The sequence below is a fragment of the Caballeronia hypogeia genome (assembly GCF_001544875.2).
Lineage (GTDB): Bacteria > Pseudomonadota > Gammaproteobacteria > Burkholderiales > Burkholderiaceae > Caballeronia > Caballeronia hypogeia.
Genome location: NZ_FCOA02000003.1, coordinates 266,757 through 291,427, shown reverse-complemented (window position 1 = coordinate 291,427; position 24,671 = coordinate 266,757). Strand labels below are relative to the sequence as shown.

20 protein-coding genes and 1 pseudogene are annotated in these 24,671 nt (G+C 63.8%); 12 read left to right on the top strand and 9 right to left on the bottom strand.

The features are described 5' to 3' along the window. Positions 1–164 precede the first annotated feature (164 nt). From AWB79_RS07380 to AWB79_RS07340, 9 genes are all read left to right on the top strand, one after another. Positions 165–575, top strand: a complete 411-nt coding sequence (locus AWB79_RS07380) for a DUF4399 domain-containing protein (RefSeq protein ID WP_061167006.1) — start codon at positions 165–167, stop codon at positions 573–575. Positions 576–792: 217 nt separating this feature from the next. Continuing rightward, positions 793–2,727: an ATP-binding cassette domain-containing protein gene (locus tag AWB79_RS07375; RefSeq protein ID WP_061166742.1), complete on the top strand. Its 1,935-nt coding sequence runs from the start codon at positions 793–795 to the stop codon at positions 2,725–2,727. A 326-nt stretch (positions 2,728–3,053) separates the two neighbouring features. Beyond that, the gene (locus AWB79_RS07370) at positions 3,054–5,033 is read left to right on the top strand and encodes a DNA topoisomerase IV subunit B (RefSeq protein WP_061166741.1); all 1,980 of its coding nucleotides are present in this window, start codon (positions 3,054–3,056) and stop codon (positions 5,031–5,033) included. A gap of 32 nt (positions 5,034–5,065) precedes the next feature. Further along, positions 5,066–7,384, top strand: coding sequence for a DNA topoisomerase IV subunit A (gene parC / locus AWB79_RS07365; protein WP_061166740.1), 2,319 nt, complete (start codon positions 5,066–5,068; stop codon positions 7,382–7,384). A 189-nt stretch (positions 7,385–7,573) separates the two neighbouring features. Then, a complete protein-coding gene (locus tag AWB79_RS07360; protein ID WP_061166739.1) occupies positions 7,574–8,032 on the top strand; it encodes a CopD family protein in 459 nt (152 codons plus the stop codon). Between the two features lie 99 nt (positions 8,033–8,131). Next, complete coding sequence (locus AWB79_RS07355; protein ID WP_061166738.1) at positions 8,132–8,794, top strand: retropepsin-like aspartic protease family protein; 663 nt, start codon at positions 8,132–8,134, stop codon at positions 8,792–8,794. A 346-nt stretch (positions 8,795–9,140) separates the two neighbouring features. After that, positions 9,141–9,713, top strand: coding sequence for a fimbrial protein (locus tag AWB79_RS07350; protein ID WP_061166737.1), 573 nt, complete (start codon positions 9,141–9,143; stop codon positions 9,711–9,713). Positions 9,714–10,028: 315 nt separating this feature from the next. After that, positions 10,029–10,769, top strand: coding sequence for a fimbria/pilus periplasmic chaperone (locus AWB79_RS07345; RefSeq protein ID WP_061166736.1), 741 nt, complete (start codon positions 10,029–10,031; stop codon positions 10,767–10,769). Positions 10,770–10,980: 211 nt separating this feature from the next. After that, complete coding sequence (locus AWB79_RS07340) at positions 10,981–11,307, top strand: FimD/PapC N-terminal domain-containing protein (RefSeq protein ID WP_082862292.1); 327 nt, start codon at positions 10,981–10,983, stop codon at positions 11,305–11,307. Positions 11,308–11,328: 21 nt separating this feature from the next. Here the strand turns inward: AWB79_RS07340 and tnpC are convergent, their stop codons facing one another. The 3 genes from tnpC to AWB79_RS07325 all read right to left on the bottom strand — a co-directional run bounded on the left by tnpC (position 11,329) and on the right by AWB79_RS07325 (position 13,673). Further along, a complete protein-coding gene (gene tnpC / locus AWB79_RS07335; RefSeq protein ID WP_061166734.1) occupies positions 11,329–12,861 on the bottom strand; it encodes an IS66 family transposase in 1,533 nt (510 codons plus the stop codon). Between the two features lie 63 nt (positions 12,862–12,924). After that, complete coding sequence (gene tnpB / locus AWB79_RS07330; protein WP_061167005.1) at positions 12,925–13,260, bottom strand: IS66 family insertion sequence element accessory protein TnpB; 336 nt, start codon at positions 13,258–13,260, stop codon at positions 12,925–12,927. Beyond that, positions 13,257–13,673 (bottom strand): transposase, encoded by a 417-nt coding sequence (locus tag AWB79_RS07325; protein WP_074169338.1) that lies wholly within the window; start codon positions 13,671–13,673, stop codon positions 13,257–13,259. The genes tnpB and AWB79_RS07325 overlap by 4 nt, the downstream gene beginning before the upstream one ends. 44 nt (positions 13,674–13,717) lie before the next feature. Here AWB79_RS07325 and AWB79_RS07320 point away from each other — a divergent pair, with 44 nt between their 5' ends. The 3 genes from AWB79_RS07320 to AWB79_RS38860 all read left to right on the top strand — a co-directional run bounded on the left by AWB79_RS07320 (position 13,718) and on the right by AWB79_RS38860 (position 17,171). Then, positions 13,718–15,511 (top strand): fimbria/pilus outer membrane usher protein, encoded by a 1,794-nt coding sequence (locus AWB79_RS07320; RefSeq protein WP_269767921.1) that lies wholly within the window; start codon positions 13,718–13,720, stop codon positions 15,509–15,511. Next, positions 15,453–16,067 (top strand): fimbria/pilus outer membrane usher protein, encoded by a 615-nt coding sequence (locus tag AWB79_RS40775; protein WP_269767920.1) that lies wholly within the window; start codon positions 15,453–15,455, stop codon positions 16,065–16,067. The genes AWB79_RS07320 and AWB79_RS40775 overlap by 59 nt, the downstream gene beginning before the upstream one ends. 117 nt (positions 16,068–16,184) lie before the next feature. Further along, complete coding sequence (locus AWB79_RS38860) at positions 16,185–17,171, top strand: fimbrial protein (RefSeq protein WP_232470848.1); 987 nt, start codon at positions 16,185–16,187, stop codon at positions 17,169–17,171. Positions 17,172–17,204: 33 nt separating this feature from the next. Here AWB79_RS38860 and AWB79_RS07310 read toward each other — a convergent pair whose 3' ends face one another. From AWB79_RS07310 to AWB79_RS07280, 6 genes and pseudogenes are all read right to left on the bottom strand, one after another. Further along, positions 17,205–19,634: a bifunctional diguanylate cyclase/phosphodiesterase gene (locus AWB79_RS07310; RefSeq protein WP_061167004.1), complete on the bottom strand. Its 2,430-nt coding sequence runs from the start codon at positions 19,632–19,634 to the stop codon at positions 17,205–17,207. Positions 19,635–20,075: 441 nt separating this feature from the next. Further along, entirely contained in the window at positions 20,076–20,966 is an 891-nt protein-coding gene (locus tag AWB79_RS07300; RefSeq protein WP_061166731.1) for a PhzF family protein, read from the bottom strand. Between the two features lie 86 nt (positions 20,967–21,052). Beyond that, positions 21,053–21,514, bottom strand: coding sequence for a RidA family protein (locus AWB79_RS07295; RefSeq protein ID WP_061166730.1), 462 nt, complete (start codon positions 21,512–21,514; stop codon positions 21,053–21,055). A gap of 73 nt (positions 21,515–21,587) precedes the next feature. Further along, complete coding sequence (locus tag AWB79_RS07290; protein WP_061166729.1) at positions 21,588–22,784, bottom strand: aminotransferase-like domain-containing protein; 1,197 nt, start codon at positions 22,782–22,784, stop codon at positions 21,588–21,590. A gap of 88 nt (positions 22,785–22,872) precedes the next feature. Beyond that, on the bottom strand, positions 22,873–23,811 hold the full coding sequence (locus AWB79_RS07285) for a DMT family transporter (RefSeq protein ID WP_061166728.1): 939 nt from the start codon (positions 23,809–23,811) through the stop codon (positions 22,873–22,875). Between the two features lie 156 nt (positions 23,812–23,967). Continuing rightward, a pseudogene (locus tag AWB79_RS07280) lies at positions 23,968–24,639 on the bottom strand (VOC family protein); the annotation flags it as partial. Between the last annotated feature and the right edge of the window lie 32 nt (positions 24,640–24,671).

The window sequence follows — 24,671 nt, the reverse complement described above, 5'->3', positions numbered from 1 at the left end:
GGGATGAATCCTGCCCGATCGGGCCGCGAACCGCGGCGTCGTGCGGCTCGGATCGCCCGCAGGATGGTCCCGATACGCTCGATCGAAAGCGCGGTGTATGCTTTTTTCCGCTTTCCGGCGCCGATCCCGCGCCATCGACCGGTTTCCCTCACATGGAGAAGACGATGCTGAACAAGAAGTTCTTGGGTGCGATGCTGTCCGGTGCGCTCGTGCTGTCGTACACCGGCGCGGCGCACGCGCAGGCGCGCGTCTATTTCGTCGAGCCGAAGGACGGCGCGACGGTGACCAGCCCGGTCCACGTGAAATTCGGCGTCGACGGCATGTCGGTGGCGCCGGCCGGCACGACGACCGCGGGCACGGGGCATCATCATCTGCTGATCGACAGCAAGCCGCTGCCGAAGGGAACCGTCATTCCGGCCAACGACACGTCGCTGCACTTCGGCAAGGGCCAGACCGAAGCCGATGTGAAGCTGCCGCCCGGCGACCACACGCTGACGATGCAGTTCGGCGACGGCGAGCATCGCTCGTACGGGCCGGAAATGAGCTCGACCATCAAGGTGCACGTGCAGCAGTAGGCGCGTCGCCGCCAGGAAGGGCCGTCGCGGAGCGCATCCGGGCGGCCTTTTTGCTTTTTCTTTCAGGCACGATTCGGGCTGCGCCTAGCCCGTTCGGCCAACGCACGACGCAGGCAGCGGCGCGGCGCGGCGCGCCCGGTACAATGGCCGCTTCCATCGGCGGTTGCGCTTCGCCTGCTCATTGCGCCCACTGTTCGCACTTCATCCGGTTTTCCCCATGTCGCTTTATTCCATATCGGACGCGCAGCTCGCGTTCGGCCACGTCGCCTTGCTCGACCATGCCGATTTCTCGCTCGAAGCCGGCGAGCGCGTCGGGCTGATCGGCCGCAACGGCGCGGGCAAGTCGTCGCTCCTGAAGATCGTCGCGGGTCTCGCGGCGCCCGATGACGGCCTCGTCACGCGTCAGAGCGAGCTCACGACCGTCTACGTGCCGCAGGAGCCCGAATTCGATCTCGACGCCTCCGTGTTCGATGTCGTCGCCTCCGGCTTGACCGATGCGCGCGCGCTGCTCGACGAATACGACGCCGTCGCGCACGCGCTGGCCGACACGCCCGAAGGCGCGAAGCACGACGAGCTGCTCGCGCGCATGAACGCGCTGCAATCGGCGCTCGACACGCGCGACGCGTGGAACTGGCGCACGCGCGTCGCGACCACGCTCGCGCAGATCGGCCTCGACGGCGACGCGCGTGCGGGCGACCTGTCCGGTGGCATGAAAAAGCGCGTCGCACTGGCGCGCGCGCTCGTCGTCCAGCCGGACGTGCTGCTGCTCGACGAGCCGACCAACCATCTCGACTTCGACGGCATCCGCTGGCTCGAGGAATTGCTGGTCACGCTGCGAAGCGGCCTGCTGTTCATCACGCACGATCGCGCGTTTCTGGATCGCGTGGCGACGCGCATCGTCGAACTGGATCGCGGGCGGCTGCTGTCGTATCCGGGCAATTTCAGCGCCTATCAGACGCGCAAGGCGCAGCAGCTCGAAGTCGAAAAAATCGAGCAGGACAAATTCGACAAGCTGCTCGCGCAAGAGGAAGTGTGGATTCGCAAAGGCGTCGAGGCGCGGCGCACACGCAGCGTCGGGCGCATCGCGCGGCTCGTCGAAATGCGCCAGGAACGCGCCGAACGCCGCAACGTGCAGGGCAATGTCAGGCTCGATGTCGGGCAGGGCGAGAAGTCCGGCAAGATCGTCGCTGAACTGACCGATGTGACCAAGCGCTATGGCGAGCGCACGATCGTCGACCGCTTTACGGCCACTGTGATGCGTGGCGACAAGATCGGTCTGGTCGGTCCGAACGGCGCGGGCAAGACCACCTTGCTCAAGCTCATTCTCGGCGAACTGCAGCCAGACGAAGGGCGCGTGCGGACCGGAACGAACATTCAGGTCGCGTATTTCGATCAGATGCGCGCGCAGCTCGATCTCGACAAGTCGCTCGCCGACACCATCAGCCCGGGTAGCGAATGGGTCGAAGTGAACGGCGTGAAGAAGCACGTGATGAGCTATCTCGGCGACTTCCTGTTCGCGCCCGAGCGCGCGCGCTCGCCGGTGCGTTCGCTGTCGGGCGGCGAGCGCAATCGCCTGTTGCTCGCGCGCCTGTTCGCGCGTCCCGCGAACGTGCTCGTGCTCGACGAGCCGACCAACGATCTCGACATTCCCACGCTCGAACTGCTCGAGGAACTGCTGGCGGATTACGACGGCACCGTGTTGCTCGTGAGCCACGACCGCGCGTTCCTCGACAACGTGGTGACGTCGGTGTTCGCGGCGGAGGGCGGCGGCAAGTGGCGCGAGTATGTCGGCGGTTTCTCCGACTGGCAGATTCAGCGCGAACGTTCGGAGCGTATCGCGGAGGAAGCGGCGCGTCAGAGCGCGAAGGAAGCGCCGAAAGACGAGGCGCCCAAGGAAAGCGCTGCGGGCCGCAACGCGCAGCGCACCGTGAAGCTGTCGTTCAAGGAACAGCGCGAACTGGAAGCGCTGCCCGCGCGCATCGCCGAGCTCGAAGAGGAGCAGAAGGCGATCGGCGCGCAGCTCGAAGACGGTTCGATCTTCGCGAAGGACGCGAAGGAAGGCGCGCGTCTTTCGGAGCGGCACGCGGCGATCGAAGAGGAATTGCTGGTTGCGCTGGAGCGCTGGGAAGAGCTGGAAGCCAAGCGCAAGTAAGCGCTTTTGCGGGCCGCGCGCAGGGCGCATCGATGACCGCCGACCGCGCGAAAGCGGTCCCGCGCCGCGTCCGTTTTCTGCGCCCGAGGTGGGCGCGGCGGGCGAAAACCGCTATTCTCTCTGCGCGGCTCGGATCGGCGGACGGGTTTTTGTCCCGTCCGGCAGGCATCCGGCCAGGCACAACATCAAGCATGCGCCGGCATTTCGGGCGTCACGTCGTGACCTTTTCCGCGAGGACGCACGAGAAGCCGGACCAACGTTCAACTATGTCCACGAAAAAATCCAGCGCAATGGCGGCAGATTCGACACGAGGCAAGCGATCTGTCATGCAAGCCAAGGCGGCCGGCTACAGCGAAGCATCGATCAAGGTGCTCAAGGGCCTGGAGCCGGTCAAGCAGCGGCCCGGCATGTACACGCGGACCGAGAATCCGCTGCACATCATTCAGGAAGTCATCGACAACGCCTCCGACGAAGCGCTCGGCGGCTACGGCAAGCAGATCGTCGTCACACTTCACAACGACAGTTCCGTGTCCGTCGACGACGACGGCCGCGGCATTCCGTTCGGCCTGCATCCGGAAGAAGGCGTGCCGGTCGTCGAAATCGTGTTCACGCGACTGCATGCGGGCGGCAAGTTCGACAAGGCCGCGGGCGGCGCCTACACGTTTTCGGGCGGTCTCCACGGCGTTGGCGTCTCGGTGACGAACGCGCTCGCCACGCGTCTCGAAGTGACCGTGTGGCGCGACAACAAGGTCGCGCAACTCGCGTTCTCCAATGGCGATGTCGTCGAGCAGCTCAAGACGCGCGCGCCCGAACGCGGCGAGAAGAAAAGCGGCACGCGCGTGCGCGCATGGCCGAATCCGAAATACTTCGATTCCGCCAATCTGCCGCTCGGTGAATTGCAGCGTCTCTTGCGCTCGAAGGCGGTGCTTTTGCCGGGCGTCGAAGTGGTGCTGGTCATCGAGAAGACCGGCGAGCGGCAGACGTGGAAGTACGAAGACGGCCTGCGCGGCTACCTGCTCGAAGGCATGGGCGGCAGCGACCTGCTGATTCCCTTGTTCGAAGGCGAGCGCTACGCGGAAAGCTCGAAGAACACCGAGGAAACCTTCGCGGAAGGCGAGGGCGCGTCGTGGGTCGTCGCGTGGAGCGAGGAAGGTCCGTTGCTGCGCGAATCGTATGTGAACCTGATTCCGACGCCCGCCGGCGGCACGCACGAATCCGGCCTGCGCGACGGCCTGTTTCAGGCCGTGAAGAACTTCGTCGAGATTCATAACCTGCAGCCGAAAGGCGTGAAGCTGCTCGCGGAAGACGTGTTCGCGCGCGTGTCGTTCGTGCTCTCGGCGAAGGTGCTCGATCCGCAGTTCCAGGGGCAGATCAAGGAGCGTCTCAACAGCCGCGACGCCGTCAAGCTCGTGTCGTCGTTTTCGCGGCCGGCGCTGGAGCTGTGGCTGAATCAGCACGTCGAATACGGCAAGAAGCTCGCGGAACTCGTGATCCGTCAGGCGCAGGCGCGCACCCGCGCCGGCCAGAAGATCGAGAAAAAGAAGAGCTCGGGCGTGGCCGTGCTGCCGGGCAAGCTCACCGATTGCGAATCGACCGATATCACGCGCAACGAACTGTTCCTCGTCGAGGGCGACTCGGCGGGCGGCTCGGCGAAGATGGGCCGCGACAAGGAATTCCAGGCCATCCTGCCCCTGCGCGGCAAGGTGCTGAACACGTGGGAAACCGAACGCGACCGGCTCTTCGCGAACAACGAAGTGCATGACATCGCGGTGGCGATCGGCGTCGACCCGCATGGCCCTGACGAGCAGATCGATCTCTCGAATCTGCGCTACGGCAAGATCTGCATCCTGTCGGACGCGGACGTCGACGGCGCGCATATCCAGGTGTTGCTGTTGACGCTGTTCTTCAAGCACTTTCCGCAACTGATCGAGCGCGGCAATGTGTGCGTCGCGCGTCCGCCGCTGTTTCGCGTCGACGCCCCCGCGCGCGGCAAGAAGCCCGCGCAGAAGCTCTACGCGCTCGACGAAGGCGAACTCGAAGCGATCCTCGACAAGCTGCGCAAGGACGGCGTGCGCGAAACGGCATGGACCATCAGCCGCTTCAAGGGGCTCGGCGAAATGAGCGCGGAGCAGCTCTGGGACACGACGATGAATCCCGACACGCGGCGCCTCTTGCCGGTTGCGCTCGGCGATCTCGGCTTCGATCTGACCGTCGCGCGCATGACGATGCTGATGGGCAAGGGCGAAGCCGCGTCGCGCCGAAGCTGGCTCGAGGAGAAGGGCAACGAAGTCGAAGCCGACATCTGAGCTCGACTTAAGCAACGCACAACGGATAATCGATGGGAATCACAGACGATCTTTTCGCCGAACAGACCGCACCGGACGGCGAACAACTGACCCTCGGCGACTACGCCGAACGCGCCTATCTCGACTACGCGGTGAGCGTGGTGAAGGGCCGTGCGCTGCCCGATGTCTGCGACGGACAAAAGCCAGTGCAGCGCCGCATCCTGTTCGCGATGAGCGAGATGGGCCTCGCGTCCAACGCCAAGCCGGTGAAGTCGGCGCGCGTGGTCGGCGACGTGCTGGGTAAATATCATCCGCACGGCGATCAGTCGGCATACGACGCGCTCGTGCGTCTCGCGCAGGACTTTTCGATGCGCTATCCGCTCATCGACGGTCAGGGCAACTTCGGCTCGCGCGACGGCGACGGCGCCGCGGCCATGCGTTATACCGAAGCGCGCCTGACACCCATCGCGCGCCTGCTGCTCGATGAAATCGATCAGGGCACCGTCGATTTCATGCCGAACTACGACGGCTCGTTCGAAGAGCCGAAGCTTCTGCCCGCGCGTCTGCCGTTCCTGTTGCTCAATGGCGCATCGGGCATTGCGGTGGGACTCGCGACGGAAATCCCGTCGCACAATCTGCGCGAAGTCGCGACCGCGGCGGTGGCGATGATCCGCGATCCGAAGATCGGACACGCCGGTCTCATGGAAAAGCTGCCCGGACCGGACTTCCCGGGCGGCGGCCAGATCATCTCGTCGCCCGCCGAAATCTCGACCGCATATGAGACGGGGCGCGGCAGCCTGAAGGTGCGCGCGCGCTGGAAGATCGAGGAACTCGCGCGCGGTCAGTGGCAGGTCGTCATCAACGAATTGCCGCCGGGTGTGTCGAGCCAGAAGGTGCTCGAGGAAATCGAGGAACTCACCAATCCGAAGATCAAGCTCGGCAAGAAGACCCTCACGCCGGAGCAGCAGCAGACCAAGCAGACGCTGCTCGGCCTGCTCGACGCCGTGCGCGACGAGTCCGGCAAGGACGCGCCCGTGCGGCTCGTGTTCGAACCGAAGTCGAGCCGTCTCGATCAGACCGAGTTCGTCAACTCGCTTCTCGCGCATACGAGCCTCGAATCGAATGCTTCGATCAACCTTGTGATGATCGGCTCGGACGGGCGTCCGCGTCAGAAGGGCATCGTCGAGATCCTGCACGAGTGGATCGGCTTCCGTTTCGTCACGGTCACGCGGCGTACGCAGCATCGTCTGGGCAAGGTCGATGACCGCATCCATATTCTCGAAGGGCGGATGATCGTCTTCCTGAATATCGATGAAGTCATTCGAATCATCCGCGAATCCGAGGAACCGAAGCAGGCGCTGATCGCGCGCTTCAATCTCTCCGACCGGCAGGCGGAAGACATTCTCGAAATCCGGCTGCGTCAACTGGCGCGGCTCGAGGCGATCAAGATCGAGCAGGAGCTGTCCGACTTGCGCGACGAAAAGAAGAAGCTCGAAGAACTGCTCAACAGCGACGCGGCGATGAAGCGTCTGCTCATCAGGGAAATCGAAGCCGACGCGAAGCAGTACGGCGACGATCGCCGCACGCTCATTCAGCAGGAAAAGCGCGCGACGTTCGAGGCGCGCGTGGTCGACGAGCCGGTGACGGTCGTCGTGTCGCAGAAGGGCTGGGTGCGGGCGCTGAAGGGCCACGGACTCGATCCGGCGGGCTTCACCTTCAAGCAGGGTGATGGCCTCTACGCGGCATTCCAGGCGCGCACGCCCGATTCGCTCATCGCGTGGGGCAGCAAAGGGCGAGTGTATTCCGTGCCGGTCGCGGGGCTGCCGGGCGGGCGCGGCGACGGCGTGCCGGTGACGTCGCTGATCGAACTCGAATCGGGCACGCATTTGCTGCATTACTTTGCGGCGAATGCGGAGCAGCCACTGCTGCTGGCGTCGAGCAATGGCTTCGGCTTCGTGGCGAAGCTCGGCGACATGGTGAGCCGTCAAAAGGCGGGCAAGGCCTTCATGACCATCGACGAAGGCGCCGCGCCGCTCGCGCCGATGCCGGTGTTGCCGGGCGCGAACCATATCGCGTGTCTGTCGAGCACGGGCCGTCTGCTCGTATTCGGCATGGACGAGATGAAGACGCTCTCGGGCGGCGGCCGCGGCGTCACGCTGATGGCGCTCGATCCGAAGGAAACGCTGCGTCAGGCGCTCGCGATCGACGCACGCGGCGTGATGATGATCGGCACCGGGCGTGGCGGCAAGGTGAGGGACGAGAAGCTTGCCGGCTCGCAGTTGCAGTTGCATCTGGGCAAGCGTGCGAGGAAGGGACGCGCGCCGGATTCGTCGTTGAAGGTGACGGAGTTGCGGCCGGTGTTTGCAGAGTAAGCCTGAACTTTCGTGAAGCGATGCCGACATGCAGGCATCGCGCATGCGGGCATCATCGAGGAGCGCCTCGTCGCGATCATGCGGCGAGGCGCTTCTTTTTTTGTGTTTGTCGCAAGCCGGCTGGAACTGCTGCGCGAAGCTTCAGTCGAACGGCCAAACTTTAGCTAACGAAGTCAGCCCGGGAACACAATGAACAAAGCCATCGAAGCCGCGCTCTTTCTGCACTTGCTTGGCGTAGCCGTCTGGATCGGCGGCATGGTCTTCGCGCACTTCTGTCTGCGCCCCGCGCTCGGCGATCTCACGCCGCAATTGCGTCTGCCGCTTTGGGAAGCGGTTTTCGCGCGCTTCTTCAATTGGGTCGGCGGCGCCGTGCTGGTGATTCTGATCACCGGCGGCTTTCTGCTGATGGAGTTCGGCGGTGGCCACGCCGTGTGGACATTGCATGCAATGGCGGGCCTAGGCATCGTGATGATGCTCATCTTCGGGCATATCCGCTTCGCGGTGTTTCCGCGCATCCGTCGCGCGGTGCAGGCGCAGAACTGGCCCGATGGCGCGCGCGCCGTCGCCACGGTCAGGCGGCTCGTAGTGATCAATCTCGTGCTGGGCGTGGTGACGATCGGCACGGCGGTGTTGTCGCGCGGGTTTTGAGGCTTCATGCGCGTGTCCGCGTGATTTCGAGCTTTTCCTATTCTCGGCCGATGCAGGCTCATCGATCGGTTGAGCGAACAGCCGTGCAACCGGGCGGCGATGAAGGCACTCGGCGGACGCGCGTACGAGGGCGCGGAACGCGTCGACGAGGCGCTAGCCGACTATATGCAGGTGCTCGCGCTCGAACCCGACCGCGCCACCGTCAGCAGCAATCTCTTCATTCGCACAGCCGCTATCTACGCGCGGGCGGGGCGTTATTGCGACGCGGCCAGCATGATCCGGATGTGGGAGTCCGCAAGCCCCGATCGCGCCGGCAACGCACAGGCGCAGTCGATGATCGCCCGCTACGCATCGAAGCAGGCGTGCGTGTCGGACTATGCGACGGGACAGGCAAGCTTTCCGCGTTCCGCGGGCACGACCATCCGCGTCCGCGCCAGGGTCAATGGCGCGGAGGGCGTCTTCATCGTGGATACGGGAGCCTCGTACGTGGCGTTGACGTCCGCGTTCGCGCAACGGGCCCGCGTCGCCAGCGAACGCGCGCGTCCGATCCATGTTCAGACGGCGAACGGCATACGCGTCGCGAAACTCACGCAGGCCAATTCCGTTACTTTGAAAAGCGTGTCGGCTGCGAACGTGCCGGTGACGGTCGACAGTGGTGGCGCCGCGTTCGGCGCCGGTGTCGATGGCTTGCTGGGACAGTCGTTTCTGTCGCGCTTCGACGTGCGTTTTGCGCCCGCTCAGTGGCCGATCGCGCGCCGATGATCGAACCGCGACTACGCTGAGATCCGCGCTCGTCAGAGCGCTGAGCCAAAATTTCAGCAACGCACTCCGGCGTCCGCGGCGGATTCCCCATGTCCATGAGAGCGCTGCTGTGCGCACACTTTTGAAACATGGTCCTAGTCTTATCCGATTCGAATTGAGAATTGGATTAGAGCAATCCTAGTATCGCTCCCCTAACATTCTCTCAACGCCAAACACCGCAGAACTCAACCGCGCTTCAGAGCGGGACGGATGGAAAGCGTGAATTTCAGGCATCGCGTGACGACATATTCGTTTCGGCGTGTCTTGGCTTGAAAGCAATCCCTTATCCAAGTTTTCGGAGCAAACCATGCAGAAGCGTCTCACACTTGCAGCAGCCTTTTCGTCGATGGCCGTCGTTGCCCTCATGTCCATGAATACGGCTCACGCGGCGGACGGCACGATCTCGATCGCCGGCGCGGTGTCGGACTCGACTTGCTCGATCAACAGCGTGGCGAACGGCTCGCCGGCCAACGTCGCCGCAACCTTGCCGACGGTTTCGGCGGGCGCTCTGTCGTCCGCTGGGGCGACGGCGGGTATGTCGAGCCTCGGCGATATCACGCTGAAACTGAGCGGTTGCTCAGGCACGGCGACGAAGGTGGTGGCCCGTTTCGAAAACGGCCCGACCGTCGATCAAGGTAGCGGCAACCTGGTGAATCAGGCTTCCGCGTCGCCGGCCGCTAACGTGCAGGTGCGCTTGTTGAACCAGAACATGCAGCCGATCAACATCCTGACGAACGCGAACAATGACGTCGCCAGCAACGGCGCGGCGATCTCGGGCGGCGCGGCAACGTTGAACTACTTCGCTCAGTATTACGCAACTGGCAAGGCGAGCGCGGGTAGCGTGAACACATCGGTTCAATACTCGGTGCAGTATCAGTAAGGCAGTAGCAGTCCAGCAGTGAAAGTTGAGTAGCTGAAGCAGCAGTAGCGCAGTAGAAGTGATGCAGTAGAAGTGAAGCAATAGCAGTCCAGCAGTGAAAGTTGAGTAGTTGCAGTAGCATTAATGCAGTAGAAGCGACGCAGTAGAAGTGACGCAGTAGAAGTGAAGAAATAGCAGTCCAGTAGTGAAAGTTGAGTAGTTGCAGTAGCAGCAATGCAGTGGAAGCAAAAGCAGCACGATAGACCCGAGCATTTGCGTAGGCACGTGTTCGGGTCTATAGATAACAGTGTTCGTGGCAATCTACAGGCGGCCGCAATGAGAGCACTGACTTCCGAACTTGTTGCATTGACCTCATCCCTTGCAATATTCACAGCCACGGTTCAGGCAAGCGTAACGATCAACGGAACGCGCGTGGTCTATCCGCTGGATCAGCGCGAAGTCACCGTCAAGCTCAATAACGACAGCCGCAATCCATCTCTCGTCCAAGTCTGGATGGACGATGGCGACGCGAACACCAAGCCCGGCGACAGCAAGGCGCCCTTTGTCATCACTCCCCCCATTTTCCGCATGGATGCGAACAAGTCGCAGACGTTGCGGGTCATGTTCAGCGGCGCTGCATTGCCGCAGGACCGGGAGTCGATTTACTGGCTCAACGTGCTCGATGTGCCGCCCAAGGTCGACGCCAAGTCCGACGCCAATACGCTCCAGCTGGCCTACCGCACGCGCATCAAGGTTTTTATGCGGCCGCCGAAGCTCCCTGGCAAGCCAGAAGAGGCTCCCCAGGCGCTCGCATGGAAAATCGTGCCTGCGTCGGAGGGCGCAGGTAATGCGTTGGCCGTTTCGAATCCGAGTGCTTACTACGTTTCGTTTAGCGAAATTCAGGTCACCGCGAACGGACGCACGTACAAGAACGAAAGAGGCGGCATGGTGCCGCCGCACGGCACCGAGGTCATCCCTGTGCCGCAGATGAGTGGCGTGCGCGCGGGCAAAGTGCACTACCTTGCCATCAGCGATTTCGGCGGCCCCATAGAAGGGGATGCCAACGTCTCCGAGTGAGCTCACCCGCAACCGGGCAATACCCGGCAGATCGACGCCCGTGCATCTCGAAAACATCGGCTGCCTCACTTATAACGGTGCGATGTAAATGATCTGTTTCAGTTTCGTATCTCAAAACTAGCAATCGTCCTAGATATTCGTATCTCATAAATCCTTAGCATCGGTTCATCGCACTGATTCAGGAAAATCGGTCGGAACCGAGGCCAAGGACATGAGAGCACGTCGAGATGCACCGCACGCTTCAGCCCCCGCGCAAACGGCGTCGTCGTTCATGCTGCGCCCCGTGGCGGCGCTCGTCATGTACGCGTTCGCGATGGGCGCCGGCATCGGCCTTGCATCGGAGCTTCACGCAAGCGAAGCGAATCAGGACGTCGAGTTCGATGCGACTTTCCTGCAACTCGACGCGAACCGGGGTGTCGACGTCTCACGCTTCGCGCGCGGCAATGTCGTTTCGCCGGGTGTCTACGCCGTCGATATCTTCGTGAACGAGAGTCGCGTCGCCCGTGACGACAGTAAGCACGCGGGGAAGGCATCTTGACGTGGGCAATCGCGTAAATGATCAAGCAGCGGCCGGCGTCCAACGATGAGGAAGCAGTTGCGCGATGTCGGAGGCTCGGTGTGTCGGCAAGCGCGTCAACACGTCCTTGAGGTAAGCCAGCGGATCATGCGCGTTCAGTTGTGCAGAGCGGATCAATGTCATGATCGCGGCCGCGCGTTTTCCGGCACGCAGAGAGCCTGCGAACAACCAGTTCGACCTTCCCAAGGCCCATGGCCGTATTTGATTTTCGACCCAGTTGTTATCCGCAGGCACATGCCCGTCATCCAGATAGCGCGTAAGCGCTTCCCAACGTTTGAGGCTGTAGTCGAGTGCTGCGGCGATCCCGGATCCGTCCGGCACACGCTGCCGTTGCGTGAGCAACCATGCATGAAGCTCGTCGGCGATGGGGCGAGCCCGCTCTTGACGCACAAGACGTCTTCTATCGGGCTCGAGTTCCGCGACGTCGCGTTCGATTTCATACAATGCGCCGAAGTATCGCAGCGCGGGCTCGGCCAGCTCGCTCTGGTGCTTGACGTGTAAATCAAAGAATTTACGACGCGCATGGGCCAGGCACCCCGTTTCCGTCACGCCGCTCTGGAAGCTGGCCTTATAGCCTCCATAGTCGTCACACGTCAGCTTGCCGCGCCACTCGCCTAGAAATGCGCGTGCATGTTCGCCAGCGCGGCTCTCGGCGAAGTCGTAGATCACAGCCTTCAGATCGGAGAACTGCGTGGTACTGTACGCCCACAGATAGGCTCGATGGGTCTTGCCCTTTCCCGGCGCAAGCATCTGTACCGGCGTCTCGTCGGCATGCAGTACCGCCTGCTGCAACACTTCTTCGCGAAGTGCATCGACCAGGGGCTGCAGGCGCACGCCACACTCGCCAACCCAGGCGCCGAGCGTCGATTGCGCGATTGCCAGACCCGCCCGCGCAAAGATGCGCTCCTGTCGATACAACGGCAGGTGATCGCTGTACTTGGCGACCAGCACCTGGGCGAGCAGGCCGGTGGTCGGGATACCCTTGTCGATCACATGAGGCGGCACCGCAGCCTGCACCAGCGTCTCGCATGCCTTGCACGCCCATTTTCCCCGGATATGCCGCTCTACCGTGAACACGCCGGGCGTGTAATCCAGCTTTTCGCTGATGTCCTCGCCGATACGAACGCGTTCGCAGCCGCACGTACAGATCGTGCTATCCGGCTCGTGATGAATGTCGGTACGTGGCAGCTCGGGAGGAAGCGGTGCCCGCTTTGGCTGTTGACGTGGTTTACCAGCCCGCTCGCCGGACTTCAGCCCCTGCAGCTCAAGCCCGATCGCCGCCAGATCCGCATCGAGCGCTTCCTCGAGCAGGCTCAGTTGCTCCTTGTTGAGCTGCTCACTGCGCCTGCCGAACTGCTGCCGTTTGATGACCGAGAGTTCGTGCGTAAGCTGGTCGATACGTGTTTGCCGGTACTGCAACTCTCTTTCTTTCTCGGCGATTTCGGCCATCAGCTTCGCGTTCAGTTCGCGTATCTGTTCGGTACTGAGGGCGTCGAGATCGGCGGGCAGTTTCATGCAGACCAGTCTGCCAGAACCCCGTACATCGGTGAAGCGAAACAGTTTACGTAGTCACAGGGCTCAAACCACTGTGATTGCATGATCCGGCGCGAGAGTGCGCCACGGCAGTCCCATCACGAGAGCCCGAAGCTGTTCAGGGCTCAGCCCAACGCTCACTGCCTGCTCGCCGTTCGTCCAGACGAAGCGCCCCTTGTTCAGCCGGCGTGCGGCGAGCCATATACCCAGACCATCGTAGACCAGCACCTTCATTCGGGTCGAGTGACGATTGGCAAACAGGTAGGCATGATGGGGCCTCACTGACCCGAACACCTTGACCACGCGCACAAGCAGCGTATCAGCACCGGCGCGCATGTCGACCGGCTCCGTCGCGAGCCAGATGGCATCGATGCGAATCAACGCAACCACCCCTGCAGCCAAGTTGCGCAGTCGCTCGCGGCCGACAGCGGCCAGCGCACCGTGATCGACGTCGCGCCTCTGCGCACCTCAATCTCGATGTGCGTCGCCCCTGCAAAACCATTTTGCATCTGCAGTGGAACAAATTCCGACGTCGAGACATTCAACTCCTGTCGCGCCGCTTCAGCGACATCGCGCTCCTCCTGCGCCGCAACCCAACCGCGCAGCAGGTTGGCGTTCAACCGGTAATGCAGTGCCACGGCCGCAATCGACACGTTTGGCTGCATTGCCGCCCGAATGACCATCTGCTTGAATTCCTTGCTATGCCGCCGGCGCCGTGTCGGCTGAACAACATCCTGGACCACCTCGGGTTCGTCCATCATGTACACATGTCCATTTAAAATCTGAATGGACATGATCGTCCGGCTGCTCGACTTGCAGATCAAGATGACTTCGCCGGTTGCTTACTGACGACATCCGCTTCGTTGCGTCGAACGGCGGCGCGAACGCCACGCCGTGCCTCACCCGCAAGATGCTCGAAGGCTTCGGCGTCGACTTCGAGAAGATCGCCGCGGAGCACTCGCAGGACGCGGCTCTTCAGAACGCCGACGCGTGCATCGACCCGCGTGCGCAAATTCCGGGCGCTTCCGTTGACTTCGATTTCGCCGAGCAGAAGCTCTCGATTTCCATCCCCCAGAAATACACGCGCAATATCGCGCGCGGTTATGTCTCGCCGGAACTGTGGGACAAGGGCGTGAACGCCGGTTTCCTCAGTTACAACGCGAACGCGTATCAGACCAACGCCGGCGGCGCGCACTCGACGCAGGAATACCTGGGATTGAACGCGGGCGTGAATATCGGCGCATGGCATTTCAGGCATCAGTCGTCGGTGACGGCTTCGACCGGGCAGGCCACGGAGCTCGACAACATCGCGACCTACGTGCAGCATGACTTGCCGAAGTTCAAGGCGCAGGCCACGCTCGGCGACGCGCAAACCACCGGCGACGTGTTCGACAGCGTCGCGTTTCGCGGCGCGCAGATCGCAACCGATGACCGCATGCTGCCGGAATCCCTGCGCGGCTATGCGCCAGTCGTGCGCGGCACGGCGGATTCGAACGCGCGCGTGACGGTGCGCCAGAACGGCCAGGTCATCTACGAGACGAGCGTGTCACCGGGCCCGTTCGAGATCAAGGATCTGTACGCGACAGGCTACGGCGGCAATCTCGACGTCACCGTGACCGAAGCCGATGGCCGCACCAAGCAGTTCTCCGTGCCCTATGCGGCCGTGGCGCAGTCGTTGCGCCCGGGCACCACGCGCTTCGCCGTCACCGCCGGCCAGTTGCGCGACGAGTCCCTCGAAAGCAAGCCGAACTTCGCCCAGTTGACCGTGCAGCGCGGTCTCACCAATCTGGTCACGCTCTATGGCGGCACGATCGCAGCCCAGGGCTACCTCGCGGCGAATGTGGGCGCGGCGCTGAACACGAAGCTCGGCGCCTTCTCCGCGGACGTCACCACGGCGCGCACGCAGATTCCCGGCGTGCAGACGGCGAGCGGCCGGAGCTTGCGCATCGCATACAGCAAGTTCATCGACGCGACCCATACCAGCTTCACGCTCGGTTCATATCGGTATTCCGACGCAGGCTATCTCGGTTTCTCCGATGCCGCGCGCGTACGCGACTATGCCGAGCACGGCGGCGACGTCACGGACCGGCAGCGCGGCCGCACGCAATTGACGGTGAATCAGCCGCTGAAAAACAATGCGTCGGTGTTCGCGACCGCCTCGTCGCAAACGTACTGGAATCGCGGCGGGCGTGATCTATTCTTCCAGACGGGGTATTCGAACAGTTTCAAGTACGGCACATATAGCCTGACGGCCGGGCGCACGGCAAACGCGGACGGCACCATGTCGAACGAGATCATGCTGAGCACGACCATTCCGCTCGGTCACTCGCAACATGCGCCGCAACTGACGATGAACGCGAACGCCGCCAGGAATGCGTCGAGCGTGCAGGCGAGCCTGAGCGGCGCGGCCGGCGCGAGCAACCAGTACTCATACAACGTGTATGGCGCCGCCAGCCAGGGCGCAGGGTCGGACATCGGCGCGAACGCCGGCGCGAGCGGCATTTATCGCGCGCCTTACGCGCAGGTGTCGGCGTCGGTGCGGGGGCGCGAACTCGTCGCAGGTTTCGGCGGGCGTGAGCGGTTCGATCGTCGCGCATCCGGGCGGCGTGACCTTGTCGCAAACGGTGGGTGATACGTTCGGCATCGTCGAGGCGAAGGGCGCGGAGGGCGCATCGGTGTCGGGTTCGAGCGGCGTGAAGGTCGATTCGCGTGGTTATGCGGTGGTGCCGTTCATGACGCCCTATAGCATGAATACCGTCGATATCGATCCGAAGGGCACGTCGACCGAAGTGGAATTCGAATCGACGTCGGAACGTTCCGCGCCGCATTTCGGCTCGGTCGTGTTGCTCAAGTACAAGACGGTGACGGGCCGCGCCGCGTTGATCCGCGCGCCGCGCATGGGCGGCGAAGCGTTGCCGTTCGGCGCGGAGGTGACGGATGCGCAAGGCCGCGTGGTCGGCGTCGTCGCGCAGGACAGCCGGATTTTCGCGCGCGGCATGGAGGACAGCGGCACGTTGACGGTGCGATGGGGCGACGCGACGGGCAATCGCTGCACGATTGCGTATTCGTTACCGGCGGAGAAGGGCAAGAGCGAGAAGAGCAGCGCGGGCTATGCGTCGGTCGAGACGCATTGTGTCGGCGTTTCGCTGGTGGCGACAAATTCGAAGATGCCTTCGGGCGCACACTGAGAGCCAACGGAGATGGACGCGTTTCTTCTCATCGAGAACGAACCGTCCTGGCTTCCCGGGGGCGCTGCGCGCAGAAGCGGACCGAAGTCGCCATGCTTGAGGAATATCTTGCGCATCGTGATGGTGGCATTGCTGGGATTCTTTTCGTGCAGCGCCCATGCAGGACTCAGTTGCGAGGTGGCCAACGTCAATAAAACCATTTCTGCAGGAACCATTCCGGTGCCGGTCGGCGCGGCCGTCGGGCAAACCGTCGCCACGCTCGCACCCGATGGGTTCCAATTCCCCTGCTGGCTGCCTGCCGGGCAAGCGTCGACTCTCTGGGCCGACCTGAGCGTACCGGTCGCCCCGGCTTCAGGGTTTTCCGATGTCTATCCGACAGGCGTTCCCGGGCTTGGCGTGCGTTACAGCTTTAACTCCGCTTATTGCGGTGCACGAAATGTCGTATTGGCAAATGGCGGGATGACGCTGACTTGTTCATTCACGGGCCCCATAGACGCCTATTCGCCCGACCTGACCGTCACTGCGAGCTTCGTCGTAACAGGCCAGATTGCAGCGGGCGCCGCGACGCTCACGTCGGCACCGCGAGTGAACATCAACTATCGTCACAGCGATTCAGGCGGCAGCTGGGCCAAGAGCCCGCTTTATACCGGCAGCGCAAACGGCGTGCTCACACAGGCGACATGCTCGGTGAATCAGACTTCCGTTTCAGTGATCATGCCCACCGCCGACACGCGGGCGTTTTCCTCGGGCCTGGGCGCGGTAGCGGCGCCGCAGCCGTTCACGTTGTCGTTGACGTGCCAGACCGGGGCGAAGGTGCTCATCACGCTGACCGATGCGGTGAATCCGGCCAATCGCGGCACCAGCCTGCAACTGACTGCCGATTCGAGCGCAGCCGGTATCGGTATTCAGATTCTCAACACGGCCGGTTCACCGGTTGTTTTCGGCGCGGATTCCGCCACGCCGGGCAACGCGAACCAATGGCCCATCGGCGACTCTCCGAACGGGATGTTGCAGATTCCCCTGACGGCGCGCTACGTTCGCACGGGCGCGGTCACGGCCGGGACGGTCAAGGGCCTGGCGACGTTCACGATGTCCTATCAGTAGGAATACGCGCGCACCTGTCGTCTCGACGCGCCATCACCCGCCGCGCTCGTCGCTGAGCGCGGTATTCGACGCCTCCCGCCGGCCACGCGGCGACGACCCGCGCAGCCATCCGCATACGCCAAAGCGATCCAGCAGCGCCTGCACGCCATCCGCCGGAACCGGCCGCGAGAACAGGAAGCCTTGTGCTTCCACGGGCCCGAGCGCCGCCAGCCACGCGATCTGTTCTTCGCGTTCGGTGCCTTCCACGACCACCGTCAATCCCAGCGAGCGCGCCAGATTGACGATCGCCGACACCATCACGCAGACGCTGCGGTCCTCGGGAATAGCCTGAATGAACGAGCGATCGACCTTGAGCGTATCCACCGAAAAACGGTTTAGATACGACAGCGACGAATAGCCCGTGCCGAAGTCGTCGAGCGCGATGCGCACGCCCAGCCGCTTCAGCGCGACGATCTTCTCCTGCACGAGTTCCGGATATTCGACCATCACGGTTTCGGTGATTTCGAGCTCCAGCTTGTCGGGCGGAATGCCGCTCGTCTCGATCGCGCGTGCGACCGTCTCCAGCAGATCGCCGCGCCAGAACTGCACCGCCGAGATGTTCACGGCGAGCGACAGTCCCGTATAACCATCGCGCTGCCATTGCGCGAGCTGCATGCACGCGGTGTGGATCACGAAATCGCCCACCGCGACGATCAGCCCGGTCGACTCCGCCACCGGAATGAACTCGTTCGCCGGAATCAGCCCATGCTGCGGATGATTCCAGCGGACGAGCGCCTCGAAGCCGGTGATACAGCGTCGCGACAGATCGATCTTCGGCTGATACACGAGAAACAGTTGCTGCTCGGTGAGGGCGACGCGCAGTTGCTGCTCCCACTTCATCAGATGATCGGCGCGATGCGACAACTGCGGCGAATAGAACTGATAGCAGTTGCGCCCCGCGTCTTTCGCGCTGTACATCGCGAGGTCGGCTTTCTTGAGCAGATCGATCTCGCTTTCGCTCGACACCGAGAACAGCGCAATGCCGATGCTCGCATGCAGCACGAACGCGCTGCCGCGCACGTCGAAGGGCGTGGCGAACATCGTGGAGATGTCGTTGGCGAGCGTGACCGCGCGCTGCTCGACATCGTCGCCCTTGACGACGACCACGAACTCGTCGCCGCCGATGCGCGACAGCGTGCCGCTTTGCCCGACCGTCTCCGCGAGCCTCGACGCCGTCATCTGCAGGACGATATCGCCCGCGTTGTGGCCTAGCGTGTCGTTGACCGTCTTGAAGTTGTCGAGGTCGATGAACAGCAGCGCGAGCCGCCCGATGTTCTCCTGTTGCGCGACATCCAGGCGCAGCGCGCGCAGCGTCGAGTAGCGGTTGCGCAAACCCGTGAGCAGGTCGTATTCGACCAGATGCGTCATCTCGCGCTCGCGCCCGAGCAATTTGCCGATCAGGCCCGTCGCCACCGCGAAGAAGCCGAGCATGGCGAGCGAGATGAAACTCGCCATCAGGAGATAGACGTTGCGCGTGTGGTTGTAATCCACCATCTCCTCGCGCTCGGAAAGGCCGACGAGCACGCCGAGCGGGTAGCCGTCGATATGCCGGTACGCGACGATGCGCTTCACATGATCGATCGGATCGACATAGATGCCCGACGCATGCTCGGTCGTCGGATAGACGCCGCTCGCGCTGAATTCGCCGTGCGCGCGCTCGCTGCCCGTGCTGCTCGCGCTATGCGCGCCGCCTTTCGTCACCGCACTCGACGCGGCACCCTCGGCGAGGCTGCCGCCCGTGCTGCGCGCGAGCACCGAGCCGTTGTCGGACACGACGGCGATCACGCCTTCGCGCCCGATCGAGGCGACGTTGTAGAAGTCGCTGGTGAAATACGCCGGATCTTCCGAGACGACGACCACCCCCGCGAACGAGCCGTCCGCATGATTGAGCCGCCGCGTGATCTGCAAGGTCCAGAGTCCCGAGACGCGCCCGCGCACAGGCCGGCTGATGTAGAGCAGGTCGTCGTTGGAATGCGCGTGGATCTTGAAGTGCTCGCGATCGGACAAGTCGATGGGTTTGGGATGCGGGTCCTGCGTGTTCGCGATCAGCGTGCCGTATTCGTCGATGAGCGACACCTGCACGAGCGTGTCGCTTTGCACGACGCCTTTCTCGACCGTCGCGATCAGGTCGAAGTTGTCGGGCGACTTCTCGTACTCGAACTTGACGAAGCGCGTGATCTGGTCGACCTGATGGATCGCCTTGATGGTGTGTTGCTCGAGCGCCGACGAGAGGATCGCGGCGGAGGCCATCGATTCGTGCGTGGTCGCCTCGCGTTCGACGGAAAGCCGCGCGAAGATCACCGCCCACAACAGCACCAGCACGAAGCTGCCGAGCACCGGAATGGCCAGCAGCGCGCGCCGGCGCCGCGCGGCGGGCGCGCCGAGCAGCGCGTCGCTGAAGGCGTGCATGCGCATGCGCTTCATGGCGCGTCCGTCCACGCCGCGTCGCATGGCGCGTGACGTGCTGCGAACTGCGCGAAGTGGATGAAGCGATGCATGTTCTGGGGCGTTCGGTCGGGACGAGTGAATATACCGCGCGCGGCGCGCAACGGAGAGTCGGCGGATTGTCTAACCGGGATTCGGTACGTGTCGGGAAGCATCGCAACGGCCGTTCGGCGAGCCGTTTTGCGCAGCAACGCCCGAAGCCCGGCATGAGCGTGACGACGAGCTTTCGGCGTTATTAGGAGCATACGTTTGCGCTGCGGCGCGAGCCGTCCACGCTGACGACGCCTGGGTTGCGTCGATGTGGACCGCGATTGCTTTCTGATCCCCGATTGTTCAGATATTAACGAAGGCTCCGGGATTAAGAAAGGGGCCGCGCTTGGGGGTATACGCGCGGCCGCTGGAGTCGCTCAGGTCATTGTTTCAGATGCCGAATGTGCCGTCGATCACAGTTACCGAGCGCCCGCCGATCCACACCGGCGCGCCGCTCGCCGTGTCGTCGTAGGTGATGCTGACGCGGCCGTCGCGCCCGAGCGCCGTGCCTTGCCGCACCGTGAATCGCATGCCGGGGCGCTTGTCTTGCGCCGTCAGCAGCGTCGACAGCGCCGCGTTGGCGCTGCCCGTGACGGGATCCTCGATGTTCTCCGCGCCGAGCAGGATCACGCGCAACTCGAAGGTCGCGGGACCGTCCGGCTCATGCGGTCCATAAACCGCGATGCCATGCGTGCCGGTTTCCGCGACGAGCGCTTCGAGCGTTGCACGCGCGGGCCCATGCAGCGACATCGCGAGGCACTGCGCCGCGTCCCGCACTCGCACGACGAGCCACGGCACGCCGTTGTTCACGGCGGATGGCGGCGCGCTGAAATCGATTACGGCCGGTGCGAGCGCGCCGGCCAGGCGTTCGTTCTGGGTTGCGTCGAGCGGCGCGATGGTGGCGGGCGGGGCGGCGAATGCCCATTCGCCATCGCCGCGATCGGCGAGTTCGACCAGTCCGACACCGCATTGCTGCACCAGCCGGCCGGGAGTTTTGGGTGCATAGCCGCTGTCGATCAGCGCATGCGCGCTGCCGAGCGTCGGATGTCCGGCGAACGGCAGTTCGAGCGCCGTCGTGAAGATGCGGACGCGATAGTCGGCGCGCGGGTCGGTCGGCGGCATAAGGAAGGCCGTCTCCGAGAGATTGGTCCAGTGCGCGATTTCCTGCATGCGTTCAGTGGAAAGACCTTCGGCGTCGAAGATCACGGCGAGCGGATTGCCCTTGAATGGAATCGCCGTGAAGACATCGACCTGCTTGAACTGGACGGTGCGTGTGGGCATGGCTTTCGTTTGGCCTCTTTCAGGACATAAAAAAACCCGACGCGCACAACGCGTCGGGTTTCGCTTGCAAGCGAGCAGGGCGCGGCTTATGCGACTTCCGCGATCATCTCGATCTCGACGCATGCGCCGAGCGGAATCTGCGCCACGCCGAAGGCCGAGCGCGCATGCTTGCCGGCATCGCCGAACACTTCCGCGATCAGCTCGGACGCGCCGTTCGTCACGATGTGCTGCTCGGTGAAATCGAGCGTGGAGTTCACGAGGCTCATCACCTTGACGATGCGTTTCACTTTGTTCAAATCGCCGACGTGCGCATGCAGCGTCGCGATCAGGTCGATGGCCACGCTGCGCGCCGCCGCTCGGCCTTCCTCGGTCGTGATGTTGTCGCCGAGCTTGCCGGCGTGCACCTTGCCGTCTTTCTTTGCAATATGCCCGGACAGATACACCGTGTTGCCGCTTTGCGCGCTCATCACGTAAGCGGCGGCGGGTGCGCCCGCGGCGGGCAGTTCGATGCCGAGTTCCTTCAGCTTGTCGTACACGTTGGATGCCATCGGTTGCTCCTCGTAACTGGAAACTGGATGAAAGAAGAAGGGGCGCGAAGCGCGGACCTGCGCCCCCGAAGAATCAGATGCTCGCGCGAATCAGCGCGCCGAGCTTCGCCACGCCTTCGTCGATGATCGCGGGCGGCACGGTCACGAACGACAGGCGCATCGTATTGTGCTCGGCTTCGTTCGCGAAGAACGGACCGCCCGGCACGAAGGCCACGTTCTGCGCGATGGATTGTTCCAGCAGTTTCATCGAATCGATGTGCCGGGGCAGCTTGACCCACACGAACATGCCGCCTTCCGGACGGTTCCATTCGACTCCGGCGGGCATATGACGTTCCAGCGCAGCGAGCATCGCCTCGCACTGGTCTCGATAGAGCGCGCGGATCTTCGGCACGTGCTGATCGAGAAAGCCGTCCTTCACCACTTCGTAGACGATGCGCTGCGTGAGGCTCGGCGTGTGCAGGTCGGTCGCCTGCTTGGCCTGCACGAGTTTGAAGTGCAGTTCCTCGGGCGCGATGATGTAGCCCACGCGCAAGCCCGGCGCGAGCACCTTCGAGAACGAGCCGAGATGCACGATGTGGTCGGGCGACATCGAGAGCAGCGTCGGCAGCGGGGCGCCGGCGTAGTCGAGCGCGCCGTAGGGATCGTCCTCGATCACCGGGAAGGCGGCGTTTTGCGCGAACGCGGCGAGCGCCCGGCGGCGTTCCAGCGGCAGCCTACGGCCGGTCGGATTCTGGAAGTTCGGCTGGGCGTAGAGCAGGCGCGCGTTCGCGGTGAGCGCGGCGTCGAGTCCTTCGGGAATCAGACCGGATTCGTCGGTCGGCACCTGCACGTAGTGCGGCTCGAACAGCGAGAACGATTGCAGCGCGCCGAGATACGTCGGGGTCTCGACCAGCACGCGGCTGCCCGGATCGACGAGCGTCTTGCCGAGCAGGTCGAGCGCCTGCTGCGAGCCGGTCGTGATGAGCACCTGTGTCGGGCGGATGGTCACGCCGTTCACCGAGTAGCGCGCCGCGACCCATTCGCGCAGCGGCATGAAGCCTTCCGTCGCGCTGTACTGGAGCGCCGCCGACGGCTGATCGCGCAGGATGCGTTCCGACGCGTGACGCATTTCCTCGACCGGAAAAGTCGCCGGCGAGGGCAGGCCGCCCGCGAAGGAAATGACTTCGGGCCGCTCCGTGACTTTCAGGATTTCGCGAATCGCCGAGCTGGTGAGCTTGCGGGCGCGTTCGGAGAGTTGCCACGGCGTGGCGCGGAGATCGGCTTGATTCATGAAATGCCTCGGTTGTCTCTGGGGGGTTGTCGCTGGATCGGTTTTTATCGCGGCGCGGGCCGGAAGCAGCAATTATCGCGCGAGTGCGTCACCTTGCGTGCGTCGTGCCGGCCGCCGCCGACGGGGCCGCGCCGGCAAGCGGCGCCGGACGCACCGCCGCCTTGCGGCCGAGCACGACGGTCACGATGACGGCGGCTGCGAACAGCCACGTCGACGCGCTCACGTGCTCGCCGAAGAACAGCGCGGAAAACGCCATCGTGAAGAAGATCTGCAGCAGTTGCACTTGTCCGACGCGCGCGATGCCGCCCATGGCTAGGCCCGCGTACCAGGCGAAGAAGCCGATGAACTGCGAGAACAGCGTGACATAGCCGAACGCGAGCCAGGTCTTGAGCGCGAGCGGCTCGGGATGCGCCGCGTGATGCGCCCACGCGAGCCAGGCGACGGGCAGCAGCAGGAATGGAGCGGAGAGCACGAGCGCCCAGCAGATCACCTGCCAGCCGCCCATCTGACGCGCGAGTCGCGCGCCTTCCGCATAGCCGAGCGCGCCGATGCCGACCGCGACGAGCATCAGGAGATCGCCCGCCTGCAAGCCGCCGCCGCCCGCCTGCAACGCGAACGCGACGACGATCGCACTGCCCGCGATCGCGCTCGCCCAGAACGCCTTTGACGGCCGCTCGTGCGAGAGCCACGCGGCATAGATCGCGACGCACAGCGGCTGAAGGCCATTGACGACCGCGCCATGCGACGCGGGCACGGTCTTCATGGCCCACGCCGAAAACACCGGAAACGCGATGATCACGCCGAGCGATACGACGGCGAGGCTCTTGACCTGCGGCCAGGTCGGCAGCTTTTCGCGGCGCCACGCGAGCAGGGCGGCGGCGGGAAGCGCCGCGACGAGCGCGCGCCCGAGGCCGTTGAGCAGCGGATGCACTTCCGCGACGACGATGCGCGTCATCGGCAGCGTCAGGCTGAAAATGACGACGCCGATCAGGCCGAGCAACATGCCTTCGGTTTCGCGGGTTTTCATCGTGGGGTGTCTCCCTTATTCGGATGTATCGGGTGTATCGGGTGATGCGGGTTGCGGCTCTTCGGTCTTCTTCACGCGACGGCGCCTGGCCGCCTGTTGCGCCTCTTCCTCGCGCGCCTGCGCCTGCTCCGCCGATTCGCCGAGCGTGAGCGCCGAGCCGTCCGGCAGATCGAACTGCGCGACCAGCGCCGGCGCGCCCGCCGTCGGCTCGACCCGCATCAGGTGCGCCGCGCCGAGCCACTCGAGCTGCTCCGCGACCGCTGCCGCGTCGGGATGAAACCCGGTCAGCGCACGCAACGCGATGCCCGTTTCCGGCAGTGCGCCGCTCGGATGGCGCGGCGTGTCCCACTGGATCAGCGAAGGCAGCACGCCGTCCCCTGCGCCTTGCCACGCTGGGAACGCGCCGTCGTCGGGCACGGTAAGGCCCCATGTGTTGCCGCCGCGCGACATCGCCGCGACCGGCGCAATGCGCTCGGGATATTGCTCGCGCCAGCGCACGAGCGATTTCGGCCGGTCGACGCGCGCGGCCCAGTGCACGAGTTGCGGGCCGTGCTCTTCGAGGCGGCGCTGCATTTCAGGGTCATCGAGCGCGAAGAGGCGCGGGCGCGGCGATTCGGCCGTGAGCGATTCGGCCAGCGGATCGATCGCGATGACTTCGAGATACGCGCCGCCCCACAGATTCAGGAGCCGGTTGTGGGTGCGCATCAATGGATGCGCGCCGCCCGGCGCCGTTTCGACGCCGAATTTCAAGGCGACGAAGCGCGCGCCTTCGTCGAGCGTGCGGGCGGCGATCACGAGGTGATCCAGTTTGAGTCGATGTTCGGTCATGGCTGGCGCGGCGAGGAAAACAGGGGCCGACA

Bases quoted from the DNA above. Each gene is read 5' to 3' on its own strand.
- AWB79_RS07295 (WP_061166730.1), bottom strand. From the start codon at position 21,514: ATGGCATCCAACGTGTACGACAAGCTGAAGGAACTCGGCATCGAACTG.
- AWB79_RS07345 (WP_061166736.1), top strand. From the start codon at position 10,029: ATGAGAGCACTGACTTCCGAACTTGTTGCATTGACCTCATCCCTTGCA.
- AWB79_RS07380 (WP_061167006.1), top strand. From the start codon at position 165: ATGCTGAACAAGAAGTTCTTGGGTGCGATGCTGTCCGGTGCGCTCGTG.
- AWB79_RS07340 (WP_082862292.1), top strand. From the start codon at position 10,981: ATGAGAGCACGTCGAGATGCACCGCACGCTTCAGCCCCCGCGCAAACG.
- AWB79_RS07285 (WP_061166728.1), bottom strand. From the start codon at position 23,811: ATGAAAACCCGCGAAACCGAAGGCATGTTGCTCGGCCTGATCGGCGTC.
- AWB79_RS07375 (WP_061166742.1), top strand. From the start codon at position 793: ATGTCGCTTTATTCCATATCGGACGCGCAGCTCGCGTTCGGCCACGTC.
- AWB79_RS07370 (WP_061166741.1), top strand. From the start codon at position 3,054: ATGCAAGCCAAGGCGGCCGGCTACAGCGAAGCATCGATCAAGGTGCTC.
- AWB79_RS07300 (WP_061166731.1), bottom strand. From the start codon at position 20,966: ATGCCCACACGCACCGTCCAGTTCAAGCAGGTCGATGTCTTCACGGCG.
- AWB79_RS07350 (WP_061166737.1), top strand. From the start codon at position 9,141: ATGCAGAAGCGTCTCACACTTGCAGCAGCCTTTTCGTCGATGGCCGTC.
- parC (WP_061166740.1), top strand. From the start codon at position 5,066: ATGGGAATCACAGACGATCTTTTCGCCGAACAGACCGCACCGGACGGC.
- tnpC (WP_061166734.1), bottom strand. From the start codon at position 12,861: ATGAAACTGCCCGCCGATCTCGACGCCCTCAGTACCGAACAGATACGC.
- AWB79_RS07310 (WP_061167004.1), bottom strand. From the start codon at position 19,634: ATGAAGCGCATGCGCATGCACGCCTTCAGCGACGCGCTGCTCGGCGCG.
- AWB79_RS07360 (WP_061166739.1), top strand. From the start codon at position 7,574: ATGAACAAAGCCATCGAAGCCGCGCTCTTTCTGCACTTGCTTGGCGTA.
- AWB79_RS07290 (WP_061166729.1), bottom strand. From the start codon at position 22,784: ATGAATCAAGCCGATCTCCGCGCCACGCCGTGGCAACTCTCCGAACGC.
- AWB79_RS07325 (WP_074169338.1), bottom strand. From the start codon at position 13,673: ATGTCCATTCAGATTTTAAATGGACATGTGTACATGATGGACGAACCC.
- AWB79_RS07355 (WP_061166738.1), top strand. From the start codon at position 8,132: ATGAAGGCACTCGGCGGACGCGCGTACGAGGGCGCGGAACGCGTCGAC.